Source organism: Pseudomonas sp. A25(2017) (assembly GCF_002001065.1).
Lineage (GTDB): Bacteria > Pseudomonadota > Gammaproteobacteria > Pseudomonadales > Pseudomonadaceae > Aquipseudomonas > Aquipseudomonas kilonensis.
In genome coordinates this window covers 1-21,950 of sequence record NZ_MUOA01000051.1, presented here as the reverse complement: position 1 = coordinate 21,950, position 21,950 = coordinate 1, and the positions used below count along the sequence as shown (strand labels likewise).

The 21,950-nt window shown below is 60.8% G+C and carries 23 protein-coding genes; 15 read left to right on the top strand and 8 right to left on the bottom strand.

Translation table 11 applies throughout. From position 1 onward, the window contains the following. Positions 1-4: 4 nt before the first annotated feature. The 4 genes from B0E42_RS09610 to B0E42_RS09595 all read right to left on the bottom strand — a co-directional run bounded on the left by B0E42_RS09610 (position 5) and on the right by B0E42_RS09595 (position 3,550). A complete protein-coding gene (locus B0E42_RS09610; RefSeq protein ID WP_077506275.1) occupies positions 5-721 on the bottom strand; it encodes an alpha/beta hydrolase in 717 nt (238 codons plus the stop codon). Positions 722-785: 64 nt separating this feature from the next. Beyond that, positions 786-1,898 (bottom strand): M14 family metallopeptidase, encoded by a 1,113-nt coding sequence (locus B0E42_RS09605; protein ID WP_077506274.1) that lies wholly within the window; start codon positions 1,896-1,898, stop codon positions 786-788. A gap of 151 nt (positions 1,899-2,049) precedes the next feature. Beyond that, entirely contained in the window at positions 2,050-2,829 is a 780-nt protein-coding gene (locus B0E42_RS09600) for an ABC transporter substrate-binding protein (protein ID WP_018611486.1), read from the bottom strand. A gap of 286 nt (positions 2,830-3,115) precedes the next feature. Beyond that, positions 3,116-3,550 (bottom strand): rhodanese-like domain-containing protein, encoded by a 435-nt coding sequence (locus B0E42_RS09595; protein ID WP_018611488.1) that lies wholly within the window; start codon positions 3,548-3,550, stop codon positions 3,116-3,118. Positions 3,551-3,651: 101 nt separating this feature from the next. On the opposite strand from B0E42_RS09595, the gene ftrA reads away from it, so the two are divergent. Continuing rightward, positions 3,652-4,611: a transcriptional regulator FtrA gene (ftrA, locus tag B0E42_RS09590; RefSeq protein WP_053187021.1), complete on the top strand. Its 960-nt coding sequence runs from the start codon at positions 3,652-3,654 to the stop codon at positions 4,609-4,611. A 168-nt stretch (positions 4,612-4,779) separates the two neighbouring features. On the opposite strand, the gene cobF is transcribed toward ftrA, so the two are convergent. Together cobF and B0E42_RS09580 are read right to left on the bottom strand one after the other, a co-directional pair. After that, a complete protein-coding gene (cobF, locus tag B0E42_RS09585; protein WP_053178720.1) occupies positions 4,780-5,538 on the bottom strand; it encodes a precorrin-6A synthase (deacetylating) in 759 nt (252 codons plus the stop codon). Next, positions 5,535-6,113 carry a histidine phosphatase family protein gene (locus B0E42_RS09580; RefSeq protein ID WP_053178718.1) on the bottom strand — a complete coding sequence of 193 codons (579 nt, stop codon included), beginning with the start codon at positions 6,111-6,113 and terminating at the stop codon, positions 5,535-5,537. Before B0E42_RS09580 ends, cobF begins: the two co-directional genes overlap by 4 nt. A gap of 299 nt (positions 6,114-6,412) precedes the next feature. Here B0E42_RS09580 and B0E42_RS09575 point away from each other — a divergent pair, with 299 nt between their 5' ends. The 11 genes from B0E42_RS09575 to B0E42_RS09525 all read left to right on the top strand — a co-directional run bounded on the left by B0E42_RS09575 (position 6,413) and on the right by B0E42_RS09525 (position 16,551). Continuing rightward, positions 6,413-7,267, top strand: coding sequence for a MurR/RpiR family transcriptional regulator (locus tag B0E42_RS09575; protein ID WP_024619146.1), 855 nt, complete (start codon positions 6,413-6,415; stop codon positions 7,265-7,267). Between the two features lie 2 nt (positions 7,268-7,269). Then, a complete protein-coding gene (locus tag B0E42_RS09570) occupies positions 7,270-7,914 on the top strand; it encodes an isochorismatase family cysteine hydrolase (RefSeq protein ID WP_053187014.1) in 645 nt (214 codons plus the stop codon). Next, positions 7,911-9,263: a glutamine synthetase family protein gene (locus B0E42_RS09565; protein ID WP_053187011.1), complete on the top strand. Its 1,353-nt coding sequence runs from the start codon at positions 7,911-7,913 to the stop codon at positions 9,261-9,263. The genes B0E42_RS09570 and B0E42_RS09565 overlap by 4 nt, the downstream gene beginning before the upstream one ends. Beyond that, entirely contained in the window at positions 9,247-9,999 is a 753-nt protein-coding gene (locus B0E42_RS09560; RefSeq protein WP_033062818.1) for an N-formylglutamate amidohydrolase, read from the top strand. Before B0E42_RS09565 ends, B0E42_RS09560 begins: the two co-directional genes overlap by 17 nt. A gap of 73 nt (positions 10,000-10,072) precedes the next feature. Then, complete coding sequence (locus B0E42_RS09555; RefSeq protein ID WP_053178713.1) at positions 10,073-11,422, top strand: APC family permease; 1,350 nt, start codon at positions 10,073-10,075, stop codon at positions 11,420-11,422. A 110-nt stretch (positions 11,423-11,532) separates the two neighbouring features. Beyond that, positions 11,533-12,549: an arginine N-succinyltransferase gene (locus tag B0E42_RS09550; RefSeq protein ID WP_077506273.1), complete on the top strand. Its 1,017-nt coding sequence runs from the start codon at positions 11,533-11,535 to the stop codon at positions 12,547-12,549. Between the two features lie 61 nt (positions 12,550-12,610). After that, a complete protein-coding gene (astA, locus tag B0E42_RS09545) occupies positions 12,611-13,645 on the top strand; it encodes an arginine N-succinyltransferase (protein WP_018611511.1) in 1,035 nt (344 codons plus the stop codon). A gap of 358 nt (positions 13,646-14,003) precedes the next feature. Continuing rightward, on the top strand, positions 14,004-14,624 hold the full coding sequence (locus B0E42_RS09540) for a hypothetical protein (protein WP_253278532.1): 621 nt from the start codon (positions 14,004-14,006) through the stop codon (positions 14,622-14,624). Continuing rightward, positions 14,621-15,280, top strand: a complete 660-nt coding sequence (locus tag B0E42_RS09535; protein WP_077506271.1) for a transposase — start codon at positions 14,621-14,623, stop codon at positions 15,278-15,280. Before B0E42_RS09540 ends, B0E42_RS09535 begins: the two co-directional genes overlap by 4 nt. Before the next feature lie 27 nt (positions 15,281-15,307). Continuing rightward, entirely contained in the window at positions 15,308-15,499 is a 192-nt protein-coding gene (locus B0E42_RS09530) for a hypothetical protein (protein ID WP_077506270.1), read from the top strand. Between the two features lie 182 nt (positions 15,500-15,681). Then, positions 15,682-16,551: an oxaloacetate decarboxylase gene (locus B0E42_RS09525; protein WP_077506269.1), complete on the top strand. Its 870-nt coding sequence runs from the start codon at positions 15,682-15,684 to the stop codon at positions 16,549-16,551. A 140-nt stretch (positions 16,552-16,691) separates the two neighbouring features. On the opposite strand, the gene B0E42_RS09520 is transcribed toward B0E42_RS09525, so the two are convergent. Then, on the bottom strand, positions 16,692-17,921 hold the full coding sequence (locus B0E42_RS09520) for an acyl-CoA dehydrogenase (protein ID WP_024618896.1): 1,230 nt from the start codon (positions 17,919-17,921) through the stop codon (positions 16,692-16,694). Positions 17,922-18,098: 177 nt separating this feature from the next. Between B0E42_RS09520 and B0E42_RS09515 the strand changes: the two genes are divergently transcribed. The 3 genes from B0E42_RS09515 to B0E42_RS09505 all read left to right on the top strand — a co-directional run bounded on the left by B0E42_RS09515 (position 18,099) and on the right by B0E42_RS09505 (position 20,709). Next, positions 18,099-19,031 (top strand): LysR family transcriptional regulator, encoded by a 933-nt coding sequence (locus B0E42_RS09515; protein WP_018611524.1) that lies wholly within the window; start codon positions 18,099-18,101, stop codon positions 19,029-19,031. Positions 19,032-19,238: 207 nt separating this feature from the next. Beyond that, complete coding sequence (locus B0E42_RS09510) at positions 19,239-19,640, top strand: MerR family DNA-binding transcriptional regulator (RefSeq protein WP_024618895.1); 402 nt, start codon at positions 19,239-19,241, stop codon at positions 19,638-19,640. Positions 19,641-19,809: 169 nt separating this feature from the next. Beyond that, positions 19,810-20,709, top strand: coding sequence for a hydroxymethylglutaryl-CoA lyase (locus B0E42_RS09505; RefSeq protein ID WP_053178706.1), 900 nt, complete (start codon positions 19,810-19,812; stop codon positions 20,707-20,709). 368 nt (positions 20,710-21,077) lie between these two features. Here the strand turns inward: B0E42_RS09505 and B0E42_RS31065 are convergent, their stop codons facing one another. Beyond that, on the bottom strand, positions 21,078-21,437 hold the full coding sequence (locus B0E42_RS31065; protein ID WP_168188505.1) for a hypothetical protein: 360 nt from the start codon (positions 21,435-21,437) through the stop codon (positions 21,078-21,080). Between the last annotated feature and the right edge of the window lie 513 nt (positions 21,438-21,950).

The window sequence follows — 21,950 nt, the reverse complement described above, 5'->3', positions numbered from 1 at the left end:
GTGGTCAGGGATTGAGCCGTTCCAGCCAGGCCCGCAGGTCCTGCACTTCCAGGGCGCTGATACTGTGGCCGACGCCCGGGTAGGCATGGAATTCCGGTTCCAGCGCCAGGGTCTTCAGGAAGGTGTTGGCCTCGGTGCCATCGTGGTAGGGAATGATCGGGTCTGCCGTGCCATGGCCGATGAACACCGCCAGTGCCCGGCGCGATTCATTGGGGGTCAGTTCCGCCCGCAACACCGACAGGACCCGCCCGCCCATCGCGGCAATACCACCGACGGCTTCGGGGTGTCGCAACGCAACTTCGTAGCTCATCATCGCGCCCTGGCTGAACCCTACCAGGTAGACCTTGCTCGCGTCGGTCGAGTACTTGGCCCGAGCCTTGTCGATGAAGTCCAGCAGCATCTGACCGCTGGCCTTCAAGTCCGAAGTATCACCGTCGTAGGCCCCGTCGCCTTTTTTCGCGAACCACTGATAACGGTCCTGTTCCATGCTCTTCGGTGCCCGCACCGAGAGGTAGTTGTAGTCCCGGGGCAACTCGCCCCTGAGTTCGAACAGGTCCTGTTCGTTGCTGCCGGAGCCGTGCAGGAAGATCACCAGCGGGCGGTTGCCGGCTTGCTCATCGGCTTGGGCCAGGTAGTTGAGCGGCAAGTCCGTGTGCAGCGAGGGTTGGGCCTGCAACCCGGACGAGACCAGCAATAGAAACAGAGCGAGCGCTTTAAACATCAACCTTCCTCCATCGTTCGATAGCCGCACGACAAGAAGCGTGCGGTGAGGTAGACAGCACTTATCAGTCGTTGCTCAATTTCCCCGTACGGATCGGCTCACGCCCGGCGACTTTTGCCTGCCAGATGCCCGGCTGGGTGTAGCGCCCGCGGTCCAGGGCGAACAGCACGCCACTGGTGCCGGCCCGCACGGTGGTGACCCGATCACTCAACGGATCGACCACTTCGAACAGCGGATCGCCCTGCTCCACCCATTCGCCAGCCTCGCGCAGAAAGCTCACCACGCCATGGTGCGGCGCGAACAGGTATTGAGTGCCTTCGAACGGAAAGCCTTCGCAGCACTCGGCGGGTGCGGATGGCCAGTCCCCGGCGATAAAACCCTGCTCGGCCAAAAAACCGAGAATGGCTTCACAATTGGCCTGGGCCTGTTCCACCCGGGTGTCGCCCATGCTGCCCAGCTCCAGCGTCGTCGCCAGGTTCGCCGCTGGGATCGCCGCCGCAGGAAAGGCTTTAGCCAGGCGCAACCAGGGTGAAGAGCAGGACTCGTCGAACGAACTGCCACCGGAATCTTCACTCAGCAACGCCACCCCGGCCTTCAGGCGTGCGGCCAGGGAGCGCCATTGCGGCCACTGTTGCGGCAAGGCATACAAATGGATCGCGGCCTCGAAATCGCAATGCAGGTCCAGGGTGATGTCGGCGTCGCAGGCATGGCGCAGCAGCAGGCGATGCAGCGCTTCAAGCTGCGAAGGCGGCGCCGGCAGGTCGTCGAGAACCTGAGCCATGGTCTGGCGGATCAAGGTGATATTGGCGGCCGGGTCATCACCCAGGCGATCAGCGATGCGTTGCGCCACCGGTGCACTGAGCTCCACGAAAGAGCGGTTGAAATTCTTGCCGCTGCCCAGTTCGAAACGCCCCATGTGGGCGCTTTGCAGATGTTGATCCAGGCCGATGGGATTGGCCACCGGCACCAGTTCGATCACCCCTTTGAGCAGGCCTTGCGCCTCGAGGTCGTTGAGCCGCTGCTTCAGCTCCCAGGCAGTACGCATGCCCGGCAGTTCGTCGGCGTGCAGGCTGGCCTGGATGTGGGCCTTGCGCGGGCCATGGCCATAACGAAACACACTGAGCCGGCGCTCGGTGCCCAGGTGGCTCCATGGCAGGGTATGGTCGATGCGTTGCATGAAATCTCCGAATGACTGGGCGTAGGAGCTGTGTAGGAGCTGTCGAGCGAAGCGAGGCTGCGATCTTTTGATCTTTCGCTCTGGACTCAACTGGCAGTGGAAAGATCGCAGCCTCGCTTCGCTCGGCAGCTCCTACAGCAGCGCCTACCGATTAATGCCCGTAGACATCAAAAGCGAAGTATTTGTCCTGCACCTTCTTGTACGTGCCATTGGCGCGGATTTCGCTGATGGCGGCGTTGAATTCATCGGCCAGGGCCTTATCGCCCTTGCGCACCGCAATGCCGGCGCCACCACCGAAGTATTTCGCGTCTTCATAGGTCGGGCCCACGAAGGCAAAGCCTTTGCCGGCATCGGTCTTCAGAAAACCGTCGTCGAGGTTGACCGAGTCGGCCAGCATGGCGTCGAGACGACCGGCGACCATGTCCAGGTTGGCTTCCTGCTGGGAGCCGTAGCGCACCAGGTTGATCCCGGCAGGCACCAGCACTTCGGTGGCGAAACGGTCGTGGGTACTGGCACGTAGCACACCGACTTTCTTGCCCTTGAGCTCGGTCAGCGGGTCCTTGACCTCGGAGCCTTCCTTCATCACGAAACGCGCCGGGGTGTGGTAGTACTTGATGGTGAAATCGACGTTTTTCTTGCGGTCGTCGGTGATGGTCATGGACGACAGGATCGCATCGATCTTCTTCACTTTCAGCGCGGGGATCAGGCCATCGAACTCCTGCTCGACCCAGGTGCACTTGACCTTCATCTGCTCGCAGAGGGCGTCGCCGATATCGACATCGAAGCCGGTCAGCTTGCCATCGGCGGTTTTCATCGAAAACGGCGGATAACCGGCCTCGATCCCGAGGCGGATCGGCTTGGCGTCTTCGGCCACGGCCGACAGGGACAATACGGACAGTGCCAGGGCACCGAACATGGCTAGCTTGTTCATTTTCGCTCCTGAGTGCGCAGGGTATTTTATTGATCGTTATAGGCAGATTCGTAGGCAGCGTTCGGTCAGGAAAAACCGAAGTGGCCGGAGTCTAGAGGGGCACTCGGGAGGGGAATTATGTTGAGGCGACAAATACTTATAAAAAGCCACTAATGCCGTGTTGTAACGCCGAAGTTCTGTAGGAGCGAGCTTGCTCGCGATCGCGGTGCGTCAGCGTGCCTCAATGCCAAATGTGCCGCCGTCATCGCGAGCAAGCTCGCTCCCACAAAAAGCTGCTTGCGCTGTCTCAGCAGTCGCAGCTGATCGCCTCGTCCGCCATACGCTCCACTGTGCCGCTCAGGCGAAAGCCTTCATCGAGCCAGCCCATGACGCCGCCGATCATTTCCTTGACCGGGTATCCCAACGTTGCCAGGCGCACTGCCGCCTTGTTCGCGCCATTGCAATGCGGGCCGGCGCAATACACCACGAACAGGGTGGTCTTGGCATAGGCGGCCAGTGCCTGGGCGGTGAGAGTGCGGGTTGGCAGGTTGATCGCCCCGGGTACGTGGCCGCGTTCGTAGGCCAGTGGTCCGCGTACATCCACCAGCACAAAATCGATGTTGCCGGCCTGTTGGCTGGCATGAACGTCGGAACAATCGGTTTCGAATGTCAGGCGACGGCTGAAATGCTGCAGGGCGATATCGGAGGGGGCAGCAGGCACTTCGCGAACCAGGCTGGTCATGGGTGTGTACTCCAGGATAGATAAGGCGTGAAGAGACTTTATCCCCCCAATGCTTACCGCTACAGTGGCGCACAAGACACTCTGTGGGAATTTTCCGCCAAATGCAGCCTAACCCTGGTCTGGTCGCGATCCTCGCCTACGACGGCCTGTGTACTTTCGAATTCGGTGTCGCCGTCGAGATTTTCGGATTGGAGCGACCGGAATTCGATTTCCCCTGGTACACGCATCGGATCGTCGCGGTCGATGACGGCCCGATGCGCGCCATGGGCGGCTTCCAGGTATTGGCTGATGGCGGCATGGAACTGCTCGAAACCGCCCGGACCATTGTCGTGCCAGGCTGGCGCAACCGCAGCGAGCCACCGTCCCCGGCGTTGCTCGAGGCACTGCGCAGGGCCCACGCCCGTGGTGCGCGCCTGCTGTCGATCTGCTCCGGTGCCTTCGTACTCGCCGCCGCCGGGCTGCTCGATGGCCTGGGCGCCACGACTCATTGGCGCTACACCGACGAACTGGCCGCAAGCTTTCCGGCCGTGCGAGTAGACCCGGATGTGCTGTACGTGGATTCAGGACAGGTCATCACCTCGGCGGGCAGCGCCGCCGGTATCGATGCCTGCCTGCACCTGGTGGCACGGGACTATGGCATCCAGGTCGCCAACTGCGTGGCACGCCGGTTGGTGATGTCGCCGCAACGTACGGGCGGCCAGGCGCAGTTCATTCCCTCACCGGTCAGCCGCACGCCACGCAGCGACCTGTCGAGTGTCATGCAATGGGCCCGCGAACGCCTGCACGAACCCCTCGGGGTGCGCGAACTGGCCAGCCAGGCGGCCATGAGCGAACGCACCTTCCTGCGCCATTTCACCCAGGCCTGCGGCGTGTCGCCCAAGGCCTGGCTGCAACATGAACGCCTGGCCCGGGCCCGCGAGTTGCTGGAAAGCACCGGGGACAACACCGATAACATCGCGCAACTGTGCGGCTACCGCTCGGTGGAAAGCTTTCGCGTGGCGTTTCGCAGCGTCGTGGGGTTGGCGCCGTCGGTGTATCGGGAGCGGTTTGGGCGGGGGTAAAGAGCCTACTGGTGATGAAGCTGTCGAACGCTGCTGTGGTGAGGGCATTTATGTGGGAGCAAAGCTTGCTCGCGATATGAGCACCTCGATTTCTGGAAGACCGCATCGTCTGTATCGCGGGCAAGCCTTGCTCCCACATACCTCTCGCCACAAGGTGATGTGCAAGCATCATTGAGGCTTGCGCAACAAATAAGTATCCATGATCCAGCCATTGGCCTTGCGCGCGGCCTTGCGGGTGCGCTCGATGTCATCGGCCACATCCCCCAGGCGGCCGGCGATAAGGATTTCATCCGGCGTCCCCACATAGGCTCCCCAGTAGATCTGCGTCTCGGGATCGCTCACCTGGCGATAGGCGTCCTCGGCATCGAGCATCACCACCACACTCGCCGCGTCGCCCACCTGCCCCGCCGCCAACCGGCGTCCGGTGGTGATTTCCAGCGAACCGCCAATGCTGTTCAACGGCACTTTATGCCGGGCGGCCAGGGCCTGGACGCTGGTGATGCCGGGGATCACCTCGAATTCGAAGGCGCTGCGGCCCGCGTCGAGGATCGCCTGCAAGATGCGCACCGTACTGTCGTACAACGCCGGATCGCCCCACACCAGAAAACCACCCCGTTGACCGTCGGACAGTTCTTCATTGATCAAGCGTTCGAAGGTGGCCTGTTTAGCCCGGTTCAATGCTTCGACGCTGTCCTTGTAGTCCAGGTCGCCGCGTTGGCGTTCCGGGCTGTAGGCTTCGACGAAACGGTAGGTGCGATCAACGATGTAGCGCCGACAGACTTCGCGCCGCAGGTCCAACAGTTTGTCCTTGGCCGGGCCCTTGTCCATGAGGAAGACCACGTCCAAGCGGTTCAAGGCTTTCACTGCCTGCATCGTCAGCTGATCCGGATCGCCGGCCCCAATGCCAATGACTGACAACGTCTTCATCGCGGCGACTCCTGGTCAGGTCCCTGGGTGCGTAATCGCCATACGCCGTTGAAACGCAATTCGAGGGTGGACAACGGTTCAATGTCGATCCGGTTGAATGTGGCGGCCGGGCAGCCCAAGACATTCACCAGGGCTGCGCGGATCACGAAGGGGTGGGTGACGGCCAGCAGATGTCCGGGCCGGGTTTCCAGACTGGCCAGCCAGTCCCCGACACGGCGACACAACTGGGCGACAGATTCACCACCATGGGGGGCCGCCTCGACATCATCGAGCCAACTCTGCAGGGCTTGCGGTTCAGCCTGGAGCAAGTCATCGATGGACAACCCGCGCCAGCGTCCCAGATCGCAATCGGCCAGGGCCAGGTCCTGCTCGGGCTCGTCGCCGAACAAGGCGGCGGTCTGGCGCGTGCGCAGTTCCGGCCCGCACAGCAGTTGCCGGACATTTCGGTAGTGGTGGTCGATCTGCGCGCGGCGTGCCAGCCAGTCGGCGTCCAGCGGTTCGTCCAGGCCAAAGCGCGCCTGCTTCTGGGCGGTGGTGCGGGCGTGGCAGATCAAGGTCAGACGAGTGGCTTGCACACTGGATTCTCAGGCAATCGGAAGGGTCGCACGGGCGGGATATTCACGCACTTAGCTGTACAGCACCTTATACGAAATCAAATAAGTGAGACAAAAAGGCGTTATGTCCGACATCGTCAGAAGCATCGACTGACATACCCGGTCTACCCAGCCGGGACCAACTCCTACAAGGGTTTCGCACAATATTGGAGCATTTTAAACGGAACGTAAAAACCACTGGACATGTAGCACCAGCTACATAAATACTGTTTTCAGGAGTTATGAAAGAAATTCAACACCCATCCTGGCAAGGAGCACGGATGCCACCTCTCAGAGACCTGATCACCGATCCCGGCCTGGTTTTGACGCCGTCGGAACGCAAGGTCGTACGTGCCCTGCTCGATCACTACCCACGCAACGGCCTCGGCCCGATGTCACGCCTGGCAGACCATGCCGGTGTCAGCGACCCGACCATCGTGCGGCTGGTGAAAAAACTCGGGTTTGGCGGTTACGCCGAATTCCAGGATGCACTGCTCAGTGACATGGACCATCGCCTGCGCTCCCCCCGCACCCTGTTGAAACCGCGGGCCAAATTGCAGCAAGGCGATACCTGGAGCCAGTACCTGGCCGCCAGTCAACGCCACCTCATCGACACCCAGGCCCTGACCCAGCCCGAAGACGTGCGCATTCTCGTGCAGTGGTTGCTCGACAGCCGCCATCAGGTGCATTGCTTCGGCGGGCGTTTCAGCAGCTTCCTGGCCCACTACCTGCTCAACCATTTGCGGCTGTTGCGCGCCGGCTGTTTTGCCCTGGAAGACAACGCCCAACTGCCTGACCGGCTGTTCGACGTGCAGCGCCAGGATGTGGTGCTGATCTTCGATTACCGCCGCTACCAGGCCCAGGCCCTGCGCGTGGCCAGCGCGGCCAAGGAACGGCACGCCCGGGTCGTGCTGTTCAGCGACGTCTACGCCTCGCCATTGCGCGAGCTGTCCGACCTGATCATCAGCGCCCCGGTGGAATCGATCTCGGCCTTCGACAGCCTGGTGCCGGCACTGGCCCAGGTCGAGGCGCTGATTGCCTGCCTGACCCTGCAATGCCCCGAGCTGGCCGAACGCCTGGAAGGCATCGATGCCTTGCGCACGGAATTCAACACGCACCTGTTGGAGGAAAAATAAGGATGTTCTCGCTCCCCCACCGCTCGCCCCGGGATTTGCCGTTCACCTGCCAGCACACCGCCTTGCTGCTGGTGGACATGCAACGCGCCTGGCTGGAACCGCAATTCGATGCCCACCTGCACACCCAGGAGGCCGAGTATTTCATCCAGCGAGCCCGCCAGCAGGTCATCCCCAACCAGCAGCGCTTGCTCGGCGCGATGCGCGAAGGGCTGCACAACGTGTTGCACACTCACATCGAAAGCCTTACCGCCGATGGCCGCGACCGTTCCCTGGATCACAAGCTGTCGGACATGCACCTGCCCAAGGGCAGCCCCGAGGCGCAGATCATTGCCGAACTGGCGCCGCTGGAAAACGAAATCGTGCTGCCCAAGACCTCCTCCGGGGTCTTCAATTCCACCAACATCGACTACGTGCTGCGCAACCTGCAGACCCGCCACTTGATCGTTGCAGGCATCGTCACCGACCAGTGCGTCGATATGGCCGTGCGCGACGCCGCCGATCGCGGCTACCTGGTCACACTGGTGGAAGATGCCTGCGCCACCTACACCGAACAACGGCACCTGGCGTGCCTGAACGCAATCAAGGGTTATTGCTGGATCACCGATACCGACACCGTGCTCGCGCGGTTGCAGGAGATGCAGCCATGAGCCGCCTCGATCCTGCCGCCGTCCTCGCCCCGCTGCCCGTCACGACCCTGGTGACCACCGACCTGATCGGCGTGACCCGTGGGCGCTCGTTTCCCAGCGATGAATTGCCCCACTACGTCACCGCGGGCTGTGGCTGGGTGCCGGCCAACAGCGCGCTGACGCCCCAGGACATCATCGCTTCGGCCAACCCCTGGGGCGCTTATGGCGACCTGCGGCTGGTGCCGGACCTGTCCAGCCGGGTGACCGTCAACAACGGCCCCGACGCCCAGGCGCCTGCCCTCGACTTCATCCATTGCGACATTCGGGAGACCGACGGCCGCCCCTGGAGCGCCTGCCCGCGCACGCTGTTGCAGGACGAAGTGGAGCGTTATCGCGGCGAACTGGGCTTGCAGGTTTTCGCCGCGTTCGAGCATGAATTCAACCTGCTTGCCACGCCTGCGCAGCCTGATCGCCTGGCCTTCAGCCTCCAGGCCCAGCGCCAGCAGGCCGAATTCGCCGGGTGGTTGCTCAGTGCCCTGCGGGCCGGCGGTGTCGAGCCGGAAATGTTCCTGCCGGAATATGGCCAGCATCAATACGAAATCACCTGCCGCCCGACTTTGGGCGTAGCCGCCGCCGACCGGGCCGTGAACGTACGGGAAATCACCCGCGAGATCGCCCGGCAAATGGGCCTGGACCTGAGCTTCGCCCCCAAGACCGCGGAACACGCCGTGTGCAACGGCGTGCATTTGCACCTGAGCCTGCAAGACCTGAGCGCGGACCCGGTGCTGCATGACGCCGCCAGCAGTAATGGCTTGTCCAGCCTCGGCCAGCATTGGGCTGCTGGTGTGCTGCACTATCTGCCGGCCCTGTGTGCGTTGACTGCGCCGACGCCAGTGTCCTACGAGCGCCTGCAACCTCATCACTGGAGCGCATCCTATGCGTGCCTGGGACAGCGCAACCGCGAAGCGGCGCTGCGCATCTGCCCGACCGTGAGCCTGAGCGGCAAACCGCTGGCGAACCAGTACAACCTGGAGTTCCGCGCCATGGACGCCACCGCCTCGCCGCACCTGGCGATGGCGGCGCTGTTGATTGCCGGGCGACTGGGCATCCAGCAACGACTGGCCTTGAACGCTGTCACTGATGAAATACCCGATGAGCTGGATGAAGCACAACGTCGTGCCCGTGGCATTATCGCCCTGCCGACAACCCTGGCCCAGGCACTGGACTGCCTGCGCCACAGCGGGGCGCTGCTCGAGACCCTGCCCGGTCCGCTGGTCGAAACCTACTTCGCCTTGAAGGCCCAGGAGCTGGCCTTGACCGAGGCGCTGTCACCTGCCGAGCGTTGTGAGCACTATGCACGAATCTATTGAATGTGCTGAATCAGGCCTCTACACCAAGCCCCCCTACCGACTGGCCCGGGAGGACTCCGAACACCCGGTGCTGCTGGTGTGCGAACACGCCAGCCGCTTCATTCCCGATGCGCTGAACGACCTGGGCCTGGATGAAACCGCGTCCCAGGAGCACATTGCCTGGGACATTGGCGCCCTGCACCTGGCCGAACGCCTGTCCGAAACCCTCGGCGCGACCTTGCTGGCTGCCAATTACTCACGGCTGTTAATTGACCTCAACCGGCCGCTGCATGTGCCGGACAGCATTCCGGCCCAGAGCGAGATCTACCAGGTCCCGGGCAACCATGACCTGGACGAGGCCACGCGCGAATATCGCCAGCAGTGTCTGTTCCATCCCTTCCATGATCGGTTGCGGGCATTGATCGACCAGCGCCTGGCCGCCAACCGGCCGGTGCGCGTGGTGGGCATCCACAGTTTCACCCCGGTGTTCTACGGCCAGCCGCGCGCCCTCGAAGCGGGCGTGCTGTTCGGCGAAGCCAAGGAATACGCCCAGCACATCGTCGACGGGCTAGGCCGGCATTCGCTGCGAGCAGCGGGCAACCAACCCTACAAGATCAACCCCCTGACCGACATGACGGTCCCGGTGCACGGCGATGGCCGCGGCCTGGACTCGGTGTTGATCGAAGTGCGCAACGACCAACTGCGCAGCCCCGAGGCGGTGCGGACCTGGAGCGCCTACCTGGCACCCCTGCTGTAGCGCGGCAGCGGCAAGTTCCCCGCGACAGACAGCAAGCAAGCGCAACCCACACAGCTGAAAAGGAAAACGGCTCATGAGCATTGAGGCATTTGGCTACAAACAGGAATTGAAACGCGGCCTGTCGCTGACAGACCTGGTGGTATACGGGATGATTTTCATGATCCCCATCGCCCCGTTCGGCGTGTATGGCTATGTCAACGCCGAGGCACCGGGGATGGTGCCGCTGGCGTACATCATCGGCATGGTGGCGATGCTGTTTACTGCCTTGAGCTACGGCAGCATGGCCCGGGCCTTTCCGGTGGCAGGTTCGGTCTATTCCTACGCGCAACGGGGCCTTAACCCACACGTCGGCTTCATTGCCGGCTGGCTGATGCTGCTGGACTACCTGCTGATCCCGCCGCTGCTCTATGTCTACGCCGCCATGGCGCTGAACCATTTGTACCCGGACATCCCCAAGGTCGGTTTCATCCTGGCCTTCCTGGTGAGCGCGACGTTCGTCAACCTGCGGGGCATCACCTTCACCGCGCGGATGAACATCATTTTCCTGCTGGCGCAGCTGGTGGTGCTGGGGATTTTCCTGTTCTACGCCTGGAATGCCCTGCACGGCGGGGCCGGTAACGGCCAACTGACCCTCGCGTCGCTGTACAGCCCGGAACACTTCAACTTCGCCCTGCTGATGCAAGCCGTGTCCATCGCGGTACTGTCGTTCCTGGGCTTCGACGCCATTTCCACGCTGGCTGAAGAGATCAAGGGCGACCCGGGTCGCAGCGTCGGTAAGGCAGCCCTGGTGACCTTGCTGGTGATGGGGGCGATCTTCGTGGTGCAGACCTGGATCGCCACGGACCTGGCCGCTGGCATGGGTTTCAAGTCCGCCGACACCGCATTCTATGAAATCGCCGAATTGGCAGCCGGCAGTTGGCTGGCCACCTTGACCGCGGTTGCCACGGCCCTGGCCTGGGGCGTGGCCGTGGCGATCACTTCGCAGGCGGCGGTGTCGCGCCTGTTGTTCGGCATGGCCCGGGACGGCCAGTTGCCCAAGGTGCTGGCCAAGGTCCATCCGAAACACAACACCCCGTATTTGAGCATCTACCTGGTAGCGGTGCTGTCGCTGTTGATCTGCTACCTGTTCATCGACGCCGTGGACACCCTCACCTCCCTGGTCAATTTCGGCGCCCTGAGCGGCTTCATGTTGCTGCACATCACCGTCATCAACCATTACTGGCGCCGCCAGCAGTCCGGCCAACTGATTCGCCACTTGATTTGCCCACTGGTCGGCTTCGTGATCGTCGCGGCCATCATGTACAACATGGGTGTGGCTGCGCAGAAGCTCGGCCTGATCTGGATCGCCGCGGGCGTGATCTACCTGTGCGTGCTCAACAAATTCGGCAACCCCAGCGCCGTGCCCGATCCGGCCGGCCAGTGAGGGTCGGCAGTCGAATGATTCGGCCAACCGTGGTTACAACGCGTGGACATCGACAGTGATCGTCAAGCCCGGTGCTGGTCACCGGGCTCTCTGGAACAGGAGTGCAATCCATGCTGGCCTTACGTCCAGTTCAATTAACCGATCTGCCGCAACTGCAACAACTGGCCCGTGACAGCCTGGTGGGTGTCACGTCGCTGCCGGACGATACCGCGCGCCTGGAGGAAAAGATCCTCGACTCGTGCGCCTCGTTCGAGGCCGATGTGCAGGGTCCTGGCGCGGAGAATTATTTCTTTGTCCTGGAGGACCTGGCATCCGGGCGCCTGGTCGGTTGTTCGGAAATTCTCTCCAGCACCGGTTACAACGAACCGTTCTACAGCCTGCGCAATCGGCCGTTTTCCAGCGAGTCCCGGGAGCTGAATATCCAGCATGGCGTGCCCGCGCTGTCACTGTGCCAGGACCTCAACGGCCAGACGCTGCTGCGTGGCTTCCACATCGACGCCGAGCGGGTGCGCACACCGGAATCGGAGCTGCTGTCCCGGGCCCGACTGATGTTCATCGCCGCCCATCCCCAGCGCTTTGCCGAATCGGTCATCACCGAAATCGTCGGGTTCAGCAGCGAGGACGGTCAGTCGCCCTTCTGGGACGCCATCGGCCAGCACTTCTTCGACCTGCCCTACGTCGAAGCCGAACGGTTGTGCGGCTTGCAGAGCCGGACCTTTCTCGCCGAACTGATGCCGCAATACCCGATCTACGTACCCATGCTGCCGCCAGCGGCCCAGGCCTGCATCGGCCGGGTGCATCCCGACGGCCAGGAAGCCTTCGACATCCTGGCGCGCGAGGGTTTCGAGACCAACAGCTACGTCGATATCTTCGACGGAGGGCCGACCTTGCATGCCCGTATCGCCAACATCCGTACCATCACGCAAAGTCGGAGCGCCACGGCCCGGCAAAGCCTGCAGATCGATGCCAGAGGCCGTTACCTGGTGAGTAACGACCGTCTTGGAAACTACCGCGCCATCGTCGCCGAGCTGGACGTCAACGCCGAGGGCCCCGTGGCCCTGTCGCCCGACATGCTCGCAGCCCTGGGCGTCATGGATGGCGAGCGGATCCGGGTGGTTGCCCTATGAACCTCACTCGATCCCGTGGCACGCATCAGCGCTTGGACCGACACAATGAAGGAGCTGCAGCATGATTGTCCGTCCGGTCGCCATTACCGATCTGCCCGCATTGCTGGACCTGGCCCGTTGCGCAGGCCCCGGCTTCACCAGCCTGCCGGCCAACGAAGAGCGCCTGGCCCATCGTATTCGCTGGGCCCAACGGACCTTTGCCGGACAAGTCGAACGTGCCGACGCCGATTACCTGTTCGTGCTCGAAGACGATGATCGGCAGGTAGTGGGCATCAGTGCCCTGACCGGCGCGGTCGGGCTGCGCGAGCCCTGGTACAACTATCGGGTCGGGCTGACGGTCAGCTCGGCGCCGGAGCTGGGGATCCAGCGGCAGATCCCGACGCTGTTCCTCAACAACGAGATGTCCGGACAATCGGAAATCTGCTCGTTGTTCCTGCACCCCGAGCAACGTCGCGGTCACAACGGCCGCCTGCTGTCCCTGGCGCGCCTGCTGTTCGTGGCCGAATTTCCCCAGCTGTTCGGCGAAAAAATGATCGCCGAACTGCGGGGCCATGCCGACGAACAGGGCTGTTCGCCGTTCTGGGATAGCCTGGGACGGCATTTTTTCAAGAAAGACTTCAGCTACGCCGATCAGTTGTCCGGCATGGGCAACAAGTCGTTCATCGCCGAACTGATGCCACGCCAGCCGCTGTACACCTGCCTGCTCACCGAACAGGCCCAGGCGGTGATCGGCAAGGCTCACCCGAACACCGAGCCGGCCATGAAAATCCTCAGCGCCGAAGGTTTCAGCCATAAGGGCTACATCGACATCTTTGACGGCGGCCCCGTGATCGAGGCGCCAGTGTCGAAGATCCGCACGGTACGCGACAGCCAGACGCTGACCCTGATCATTGGCACCCCGGACGAACAGGCACCAGTCTGGCTGATTCACAATCGGCGCAGGGAAAACTGCCGCGTCACCAGCGCTCGCGCGCACCAGCATGGCCACAAGCTGCTCGTCGATCGCCTCACCGCCAAACGCCTGCAAGTGCAACCGGGTGATACGGTGCGCGCCGTGGCATTGCTCAAGCAGGCCCGGCAGGCTGTGGCGGCGTAACTCCCCGACTTCCCGTCCTGGCACTTTCTTCCCCTCGCGCAATGTGAGGATGAAGTGTTTCAAGCAGATAAAACACAACTTTTCTTACGCGCCATAAAGGCGCCGTGATCGTCGACCAGCAATACTTATCGACAATTGCAACGTTGCTCTCCCACCTACCCAACACCATACTTTCCAACACCGAGCCACTGCAACGAAAACGATCATGATAAAAACTTTAATTACCAAAAAGTTTTCGCCCGCCTATATAGCGAAAACAATTAAAACATTGGACATGACATCAGAAACAAAACAATTGATTTGCCAGTTAATTGACAAACCAGAGTTCTCCAGAAAGTCATTCCGGAGGGCGACAATCATGAACATCACCAATGCGCATACCGGAACCCTGATGCTGCATCAGACGAACATAGGCAATATCTGTATCAAATCCGCCACATTTGACTCTCGCTCGTCAGCGCTGTATTCGGTACCAGGCCAAAGCATTTTATTTGCGCTTGATCGACCCTTCGAAATCCAGCGATATACTGTCAACGAGCATCGTGTCGAAAAAGCAGACAGGGTTATTATCGACAAGAGAAATCCGTTAATCATTGACGGCCGAGACACTTTATTCGATCACATACAAACCTGCCGTCAGCCGGCCAAGCTGACAGGTCGAATCAATCTGCCTGACAGAGCTGCCGACATCAGCGTATTTGATCGTATTACCCTGCGCAAAATAGCCTGGTTGCCCCACGACGAAAGCGCTGCCCGCTATTTGACCAGCCTCGAACTGCTCGAAACAATCCAAGACCCCAACAGTGTCAAAGTCGCCGAGGAACTGGTCTATCACTATCACTGCGCCGTGGTGTGGAAGGCCTTCCAGATACTCTATCGGGCCGACCGCCACAAGGCGTTGACGTACGTTCCGCTGTTAAAAAAACACAAGAGTGCGCGCCTCGACCGTTTGCTTCATCCACTGGAGGCGGCGGCATGAAACTGGACACCTTCATAGAACGCATAAAAACATACGATCTACTGCGAGACAAAGCCGATGTCGTTGAAGACTTGCGCCAGCTGGCCTCGAATCGCTCTATTCTGAGCCAACATCTTCATGCCGTGATCCAGGCGGACGGATTCGCCATTCGCAACAGCCTTTACAACGCTTATGCGTTTGTATTGCACAGCAATGATGAGTTCACCCTCCGCCTGGGATTCTGGGCCCCGGTAGAAACCCATGACGAGAGCGAAACTTTCATTTACAACCTCAACCACAGTCATGATTTCGACATGTATGCGGTCGGTTATAGCGGAGATGGCTACACGACAATCATTCGTGAAATTCTTGATAAACTTCCGTTACAAATGGGCAAGGCGCCACGACTGGGCAAAGAGCGAAGCGTAAAACTGGCGCCAGGCGAAGTCATATTCATGCCCGCCTTGCGGGAAATTCATAGACAGATTGCGCCTCGGTCAATGTCCGCATCATTGAGCTTGCTTATTCATCCAGAGCGTTCAATCAGAGCCGATGAAGCCTGGTATTTCGATAACAATTACACGCCGCTTTACCCTGGCATGGCTTCGCAAGAAACAGCGCTATTTACCGATACGCTGTCCTTGCTCAACCCCGGGCAACCATTGGCTGCCCTATAACCTCAGAGAACAAAAAAGGAAAACCTAATGAGTCAGAATATGGATAATCTGAATGATTGGGATAAAGCCCCTTTGCTGCGCGCAGGCATTCATGTAGTGGATACCGCGACAAAGCTAACGAGCGAAGCGCCGTGTCAGCTTCCCGAGTGGACATTACGCTTCAACGTCGGGAACATCCATGAGATCAAGAAAATCCTGAGCATGCCTACCCAAGATTAATAATATGTAAGCACCCTTCTGCCAGGCTGCAGACTTCCCGGTCTGCGGCCCTCTTTTGGTGCAATGAAAAGCATAGCCCATGCGCATTCGTCATCATCTTTATCGCCGCCACGTGATAGCCTTTGGATCTTTCGGCGTTGACACTTTTGCTCAAGCCTTTCCATTCCATTGGTGGAACTCATATGTCCAGGCTTTCCCATCAAGATTTGCGTCGTAACTTTCGCCAATTGCTGGCTTCCAACACCTGCTACCACACCGCCTCGGTGTTCGACCCGATGTCGGCGCGCATTGCCGCCGACCTGGGTTTCGAAGTAGGCATCCTGGGAGGTTCGGTGGCGTCGTTGCAAGTATTGGGCGCGCCGGACTTCGCCCTGATCACCCTCAGCGAATTTGCCGAACAGGCCACCCGCATCGGCCGCGTGGCCCAACTGCCGGTGATCGCCGACGCCGACCACGGCTACGGCAATGCCCTGAACGTGATGCGCACCATCGTCGAACTGGAACGGGCCGGCATCGCGGCGCTGACCATCGAGGACACCTTGCTGCCGGCCCAGTTCGGGCGTAAATCCACCGACCTGATCGGCGTAGCCGAAGGCGTCGGCAAGATTCGTGCGGCGCTGGAGGCGCGAGTCGATCCGGAAATGGCGATCATCGCCCGGACCAACGCCGCGATTCTGCCGGTCCAGGAAATCATCAGCCGTACCCGACAATATGAGCGTGCCGGGGCGGACGGGATTTGCATGGTGGGCGTGCAAGACTTCGATCACCTGGAGAAGATCAGCGAAAACCTGACCTTGCCGCTGATGCTTGTCACTTATGGCAACCCGTTGCTGCGCGACGACAAGCGCCTGGCCGAATTGGGCGTACGCGTGACCATCGACGGCCACGGCGCCTATTTCGCCGCGATCAAGGCGACCTACGACAGCCTTCGCGAACAACGGCAGATCTTCACCCAGGCTTCGGACCTGAGCGCCACCGAACTGACCCACACCTACACCCAGCCCGAGGACTACATCCGCTGGGCCGAGGAGTACATGAGCGTCAAGGAGTAAGCGGACTCGCCCCCACAGGATTAGCCTGTGGGAGCAAAGCTTGCTCGCGATGGCGGTGGCACCTCCCACATTGATGCAAGCTGACCCACCGCTATCGCGAGCAAGCTTTGCTCCCACAGAGGCCCTTGATGGGCCAGATCCTAGCCCTTGCTACGCAGCATTTCTTTTGGCACGTACTTGCCGATCTCGAACTTGCCGATGGCGGCGCGGTGGACTTCATCCGGGCCGTCGGCCAGGCGCAGGGTGCGTTGCATGGCGTACATGTAGGCCAGCGGGAAGTCGTTGGAAACCCCGGCACCACCGTGGATCTGGATTGCCCGATCAATGACCTTCAAGGCCACGTTCGGCGCGACGACCTTGATCTGGGCGATTTCGCTCTTCGCCACTTTATTGCCAACCGTGTCCATCATGTACGCCGCCTTCAACGTCAGCAGGCGCGCCATGTCGATTTCCATCCGCGAGTCGGCAATCTTGTCGATGTTACCGCCCAGGCGCGCCAACGGCTGACCAAAGGCCGTGCGGCTGACGGCACGCTTGCACATCAATTCCAATGCCCGCTCGGCCATGCCGATGGAACGCATGCAGTGGTGAATCCGGCCCGGGCCGAGGCGACCCTGGGCAATTTCAAAGCCGCGTCCTTCACCCAACAAAACGTTTTCGTACGGCACCCGCACGTTATCGAACAGCACTTCGGCATGCCCGTGGGGCGCATCGTCGTAGCCGAACACCGGCAGCGGCCGGACGATCTTGACCCCAGGCGTGTCCACCGGCACCAGGATCATCGAATGCTGGGCATGGCGTGGTGCATCGGGGTTGCTCAGGCCCATGAAGATCAGGATCTTGCAGCGCGGGTCGCAGGCCCCTGAGGTCCACCATTTCTTGCCGTTGATGACCCACTCATCGCCGTCGCGCTCGGCACGGGCGGCCATGTTGGTGGCGTCCGAGGAGGCCACGTCCGGCTCGGTCATGGCAAAGGCCGAGCGGATCTCGCCGCGCAGCAGTGGCTCGAGCCAGCGTTGCTTTTGTTCTTCATTGGCATAGCGCACCAGCACTTCCATGTTGCCGGTGTCCGGCGCCGAGCAATTGAACGGCTCCGGCCCCAGCAACGAGCGCCCCATGATCTCTGCCAGCGGCGCGTATTCCAGGTTGGTCAGGCCGGCACCCAGTTCGGATTCAGGCAGAAACAGGTTCCACAGGCCTTCTGCCTTGGCCTTGGCCTTGAGCTCTTCCATGATGGCCGTGGGTTGCCAGCGGTCGCCTTCGGCCACTTGCCGTTCGAACACGGCTTCGGCCGGGTAGACGTAGGCATCCATGAACGCCGTGACGCGTTCACGCAGTTCCTGAACCTTGGGGGAATAGGCAAAATCCATGAGCAGCACCTTCTTGGCAGAGGTTGTTTTAGGTCATGAAATCGATGCTAGTTCAGCTACGAAAATTTACCTAACCTATTCTCGGCGTGTATTAACATTCATCACCGATATATGTTTCACTGATTCTCATCGCCACCCGGCACCTCACAACAAGCCCAAGAACAAGAGTGCAGCGCCATGAATCTGAGCAAGGTCGACCTCAACCTTTTCATTGTCTTCGATGCGATCTACACCGAAGCCAACCTGACCCGCGCCGGGCAGATCGTCGGCATCACTCAGCCGGCCGTGTCCAATGCCCTGGCGCGTCTGCGCGAGACCTTCAACGACCCGCTCTTCGTGCGCACCGCCCAGGGGATGGTGCCGACGCCCATGGCCCAGAACATCATCGGTCCGGTGCGCAACGCCCTGTCGCTGCTGCGGGTATCGGTGCAGGAAAGCCGGATCTTCAACCCGTTGCAGGCCGTCAAGACCTACCGCATCAGCATGACCGACCTCACCGAAGGCGTGATCCTGCCGCTGCTGTTCCAGCGCCTGCGTCGCCTGGCGCCGACCGTGGCGATCGAGAGCTTCCTCTCCAAGCGCCGTGAAACCACCAAGGAACTGGCCGCCGGCCGCCTCGACTTCGCCGTGGATGCACCGCTCAACACCGACCCGCAGGTGCGCCACGTCAAGTTGATGGAAGACCGCTACGTGTGCGCCATGCGCAAGGGCCATCCGTTGGCGGGCAAGGAAAAGATCAGCCTCGATGATTACCTGGCGCAGACCCACGTGCATATTTCCAGCCGCCGCAACGGGCTGGGGTATGTCGACCTGGCCCTCGGTAAGATGGGTATCCAGCGCAAGATCGCCCTGCGCTCCCAGCATTACCTGATGGCCTCCCAGGTGCTGCAACAAACGGACATGGTCATGACCGTCCCCGAGCGCTTTGCCCGTCGTCACGATCTGCATGCCTTCCTGTTACCCGTCAACGATGTGCCGCCGGTGGAAACCCACCTCTACTGGCATGAAAGTACCGACCAGGACCCGGCCAACCGCTGGATGCGCGAGCAGATGATCGAGCTGTGCCAGCAGGTGACGGCCCATGAGAAGAAGCTCGATAAGGTGGTGTAAGGCTATAGACCGCGTCATCGTTCTTCGCGAGCAAGCCCGCTCCCACATTGGACCTGCGGTGCACGCAGCATTTCTGTACGACACAGAACCTGTGGGAGCGGGCTTGCTCGCGAAGAGGCCCGCACCGGCAACACACCTGCGATTGCTTGACGCGAACGTAAACCTGCCTTTAGCTTAGCGCCAGCCCCTTTCGTTTCGAGCGCTTCCATGAGCAGCCAGACCTACAGCATCTCCGACCTCGCCCGCGAGCTGGATATCACCACCCGGGCCATCCGTTTCTACGAAGAACAAGGCCTGTTGAGCCCGGAGCGACGGGGCCAGGAGCGCATTTACTCGCCGCGGGACAAGGTCAGCCTGAAGCTGATCCTGCGCGGCAAGCGCATTGGCTTTTCCCTGGCCGAATGCCGCGAGCTGATCGAACTCTACGACCCCTCCAGCGGCAATCAGAAACAGCTGCACAGCATGCTGGCGAAAATCACCGAGCGCCGGGAACAGCTCGAACAGCAATTGCTGGACATCGAACAGATGAAGCTGGAACTCGACACCGCAGAAGAACGCTGCATCCAGGCGCTGGAGCAGACGCTCAATGGCGAGGAAATCGTCCAGTAACACAACATGCCCCTTGTGGGAGCGAGCCTGCTCGCGATAGCGATGTAACTGACAACATCAATGTTGACTGACATACCGCTATCGTCGGATCGCCGCCCGGAGCAAGCTCGCTCCCACAGGGGGCAGCATCGTTCTCGATACTTTGGCAACTCACTACAGGTCAATCCCCATGTCCCTCCCCTCCTTTGTACGCCTGATCGAAGTCGGCCCCCGTGACGGGCTGCAGAATGAAGCACAGCCCATCAGCGTCGCCGACAAGGTGCGCCTGGTGGATGCCTTGAGCGCCGCCGGCCTGGGTTACATCGAAGTCGGCAGTTTCGTCTCGCCCAAGTGGGTGCCGCAAATGGCCGGTTCCGCCGAGGTGTTCGCGCAGATCCAGCGCAAGCCCGGTGTGACCTATGGCGCCCTGGCGCCGAACCTGCGGGGTTTTGAAGATGCGCTGGCGGCGGGTGTAAAAGAAGTGGCGGTGTTCGCCGCCGCGTCCGAAGCGTTCTCCCAGCGCAATATCAACTGCTCCATCAAGGACAGCCTGGAGCGCTTCGCGCCGATCATGGAAGCCGCAAAACAACATGGCGTCAGTGTGCGCGGTTACGTGTCCTGCGTGCTGGGCTGCCCGTATGAAGGGGCGGTCAAGCCTGAACAGGTGGCTTGGGTCGCTCGGGAGCTGTATGCCATGGGCTGCTACGAAGTCTCCCTGGGCGACACCATCGGCACGGGCACCGCCGGTGCCACCCGCAGGATGTTCGAGGTGGTGGGCGCCGAGGTGCCTCGGGACAAGCTCGCCGGACACTTCCACGATACCTACGGCCAAGCCATGGCCAACGTATACGCCAGCCTGCTGGAAGGCATCGCGGTGTTCGACAGCTCCATCGCCGGCCTGGGCGGCTGCCCTTACGCCAAGGGCGCCAGCGGTAACGTTGCCACCGAAGACGTGCTGTACCTGCTCAACGGCTTGGGTATCGAAACCGGTGTCGACCTGGACGCCCTGATCGCCGCGGGTCGGCAGATCTGCGACGTCCTCGGCCGCCCTAGCGGTTCGCGTGTCGCCAAGGTCCGCAGCGCACAGTGAGGTGTTACCGCTGGCTTTGTAACAGCGGTGAAACGAGTAACACGGAAACAATTTGTCAGGTTTGGCGCGCCAGGTTTTTCAGCCATAAAATACAAGCTGTTGATTTATATAGAGTTTTAAAAGTTGGCACGCCACCTGCTATATCTCTTGCATAACAAGAATAAAAAAACGCAGCAAACCCAATAAAAACAAGACGAAACGACTCTGACATAACAAAAACAACACGGCAGAGACGCAGCTAACAGATTTTTTTGGAGAGGATGTGCTTTTCAGGGTGCTTTCAGGAGCAACCCGCAACCGGGCAGAGAACAATAAAACTACCTTCAGGTAGCTCCCGAATCGGTTGGATCGCAAGGCGAAAAAGCAGATCAGCGCTCAAAAAAATACGTTTGCTCTTGATCCCGGATGGGGATCGCCAAAAACAGCGGTAAAGGGCAACGGCTGCCAAAAACAACAACAGGCCGCCCCTCAATAATAAAAAAAGAGCACGCGACGACAAAATTAAAGGGGAGCTTCGGCTCCCCTTTGTGCTGTCTGGGGTTTGGGATTTTCTTGTGGGAGCGGGCGTGCTCGCGAAGGTGGCCTGGATTTTGTTGATCGAGTACATATCCGTTGCTGCGGTAACGGCGGCTTAGGGTTCCGCCCTGACGGCGGGTCACTTTCGAAAAGCGCGAAAGTAACCAAAGCGCTTCTGCCCCACCACTTGGTGCCTCGCCTAGGCTCGGCATGCCCTCACTCCGGCATTGCTCCGTGGGCCGCCGCGAAGGGCCATCCATGGCCCAGCGCGGCTACCTCGGCATCCATGCCGAGGTGCCCACTACGCAATGCCTGCGTTCGGCCAGCGTGGTTTAACGGGGCGCCCAGATCAAGATCTAAAGCAAGAGCAAGAGCAAGAGCAAGAGCAAGAGCAAGAGCAAGAGCAAGAGCAAGAGCAAGAGCAGGGCACATGCCGGCATCTATGTGGCTGAGCCACCGCTATCGCGAGCAAGCTCGCTCCCACACTGGATCTTCAGCAGACCCAAAGCCCATGTGCACCGCAAAACCTGTGGGAGCGAGCCTCCCACAGGATGAATGCGGTCACCCAGAACCAGGTCGGCTATCAGGCCGCCTCGCGGTGGACGTTGATCTCGGGCGCCCCGTTAACCACGATGGCCGAACGCAGGCATTGTGGAGTGGGCATCCCGGCATGGATGCCGGGATAGCCGCGCTGGGCCATGGATGGCCCTTCGCGGCGGGCCCAC

Bases quoted from the DNA above. Each gene is read 5' to 3' on its own strand.
- B0E42_RS09610 (WP_077506275.1), bottom strand. From the start codon at position 721: ATGTTTAAAGCGCTCGCTCTGTTTCTATTGCTGGTCTCGTCCGGGTTG.
- B0E42_RS09605 (WP_077506274.1), bottom strand. From the start codon at position 1,898: ATGCAACGCATCGACCATACCCTGCCATGGAGCCACCTGGGCACCGAG.
- B0E42_RS09600 (WP_018611486.1), bottom strand. From the start codon at position 2,829: ATGAACAAGCTAGCCATGTTCGGTGCCCTGGCACTGTCCGTATTGTCC.
- B0E42_RS09595 (WP_018611488.1), bottom strand. From the start codon at position 3,550: ATGACCAGCCTGGTTCGCGAAGTGCCTGCTGCCCCCTCCGATATCGCC.
- ftrA (WP_053187021.1), top strand. From the start codon at position 3,652: ATGCAGCCTAACCCTGGTCTGGTCGCGATCCTCGCCTACGACGGCCTG.
- cobF (WP_053178720.1), bottom strand. From the start codon at position 5,538: ATGAAGACGTTGTCAGTCATTGGCATTGGGGCCGGCGATCCGGATCAG.
- B0E42_RS09575 (WP_024619146.1), top strand. From the start codon at position 6,413: ATGCCACCTCTCAGAGACCTGATCACCGATCCCGGCCTGGTTTTGACG.
- B0E42_RS09570 (WP_053187014.1), top strand. From the start codon at position 7,270: ATGTTCTCGCTCCCCCACCGCTCGCCCCGGGATTTGCCGTTCACCTGC.
- B0E42_RS09565 (WP_053187011.1), top strand. From the start codon at position 7,911: ATGAGCCGCCTCGATCCTGCCGCCGTCCTCGCCCCGCTGCCCGTCACG.
- B0E42_RS09560 (WP_033062818.1), top strand. From the start codon at position 9,247: ATGCACGAATCTATTGAATGTGCTGAATCAGGCCTCTACACCAAGCCC.
- B0E42_RS09555 (WP_053178713.1), top strand. From the start codon at position 10,073: ATGAGCATTGAGGCATTTGGCTACAAACAGGAATTGAAACGCGGCCTG.
- B0E42_RS09550 (WP_077506273.1), top strand. From the start codon at position 11,533: ATGCTGGCCTTACGTCCAGTTCAATTAACCGATCTGCCGCAACTGCAA.
- astA (WP_018611511.1), top strand. From the start codon at position 12,611: ATGATTGTCCGTCCGGTCGCCATTACCGATCTGCCCGCATTGCTGGAC.
- B0E42_RS09540 (WP_253278532.1), top strand. From the start codon at position 14,004: ATGAACATCACCAATGCGCATACCGGAACCCTGATGCTGCATCAGACG.
- B0E42_RS09535 (WP_077506271.1), top strand. From the start codon at position 14,621: ATGAAACTGGACACCTTCATAGAACGCATAAAAACATACGATCTACTG.
- B0E42_RS09530 (WP_077506270.1), top strand. From the start codon at position 15,308: ATGAGTCAGAATATGGATAATCTGAATGATTGGGATAAAGCCCCTTTG.
- B0E42_RS09525 (WP_077506269.1), top strand. From the start codon at position 15,682: ATGTCCAGGCTTTCCCATCAAGATTTGCGTCGTAACTTTCGCCAATTG.
- B0E42_RS09520 (WP_024618896.1), bottom strand. From the start codon at position 17,921: ATGGATTTTGCCTATTCCCCCAAGGTTCAGGAACTGCGTGAACGCGTC.
- B0E42_RS09515 (WP_018611524.1), top strand. From the start codon at position 18,099: ATGAATCTGAGCAAGGTCGACCTCAACCTTTTCATTGTCTTCGATGCG.
- B0E42_RS09510 (WP_024618895.1), top strand. From the start codon at position 19,239: ATGAGCAGCCAGACCTACAGCATCTCCGACCTCGCCCGCGAGCTGGAT.
- B0E42_RS09505 (WP_053178706.1), top strand. From the start codon at position 19,810: ATGTCCCTCCCCTCCTTTGTACGCCTGATCGAAGTCGGCCCCCGTGAC.
- B0E42_RS31065 (WP_168188505.1), bottom strand. From the start codon at position 21,437: ATGCCGAGCCTAGGCGAGGCACCAAGTGGTGGGGCAGAAGCGCTTTGG.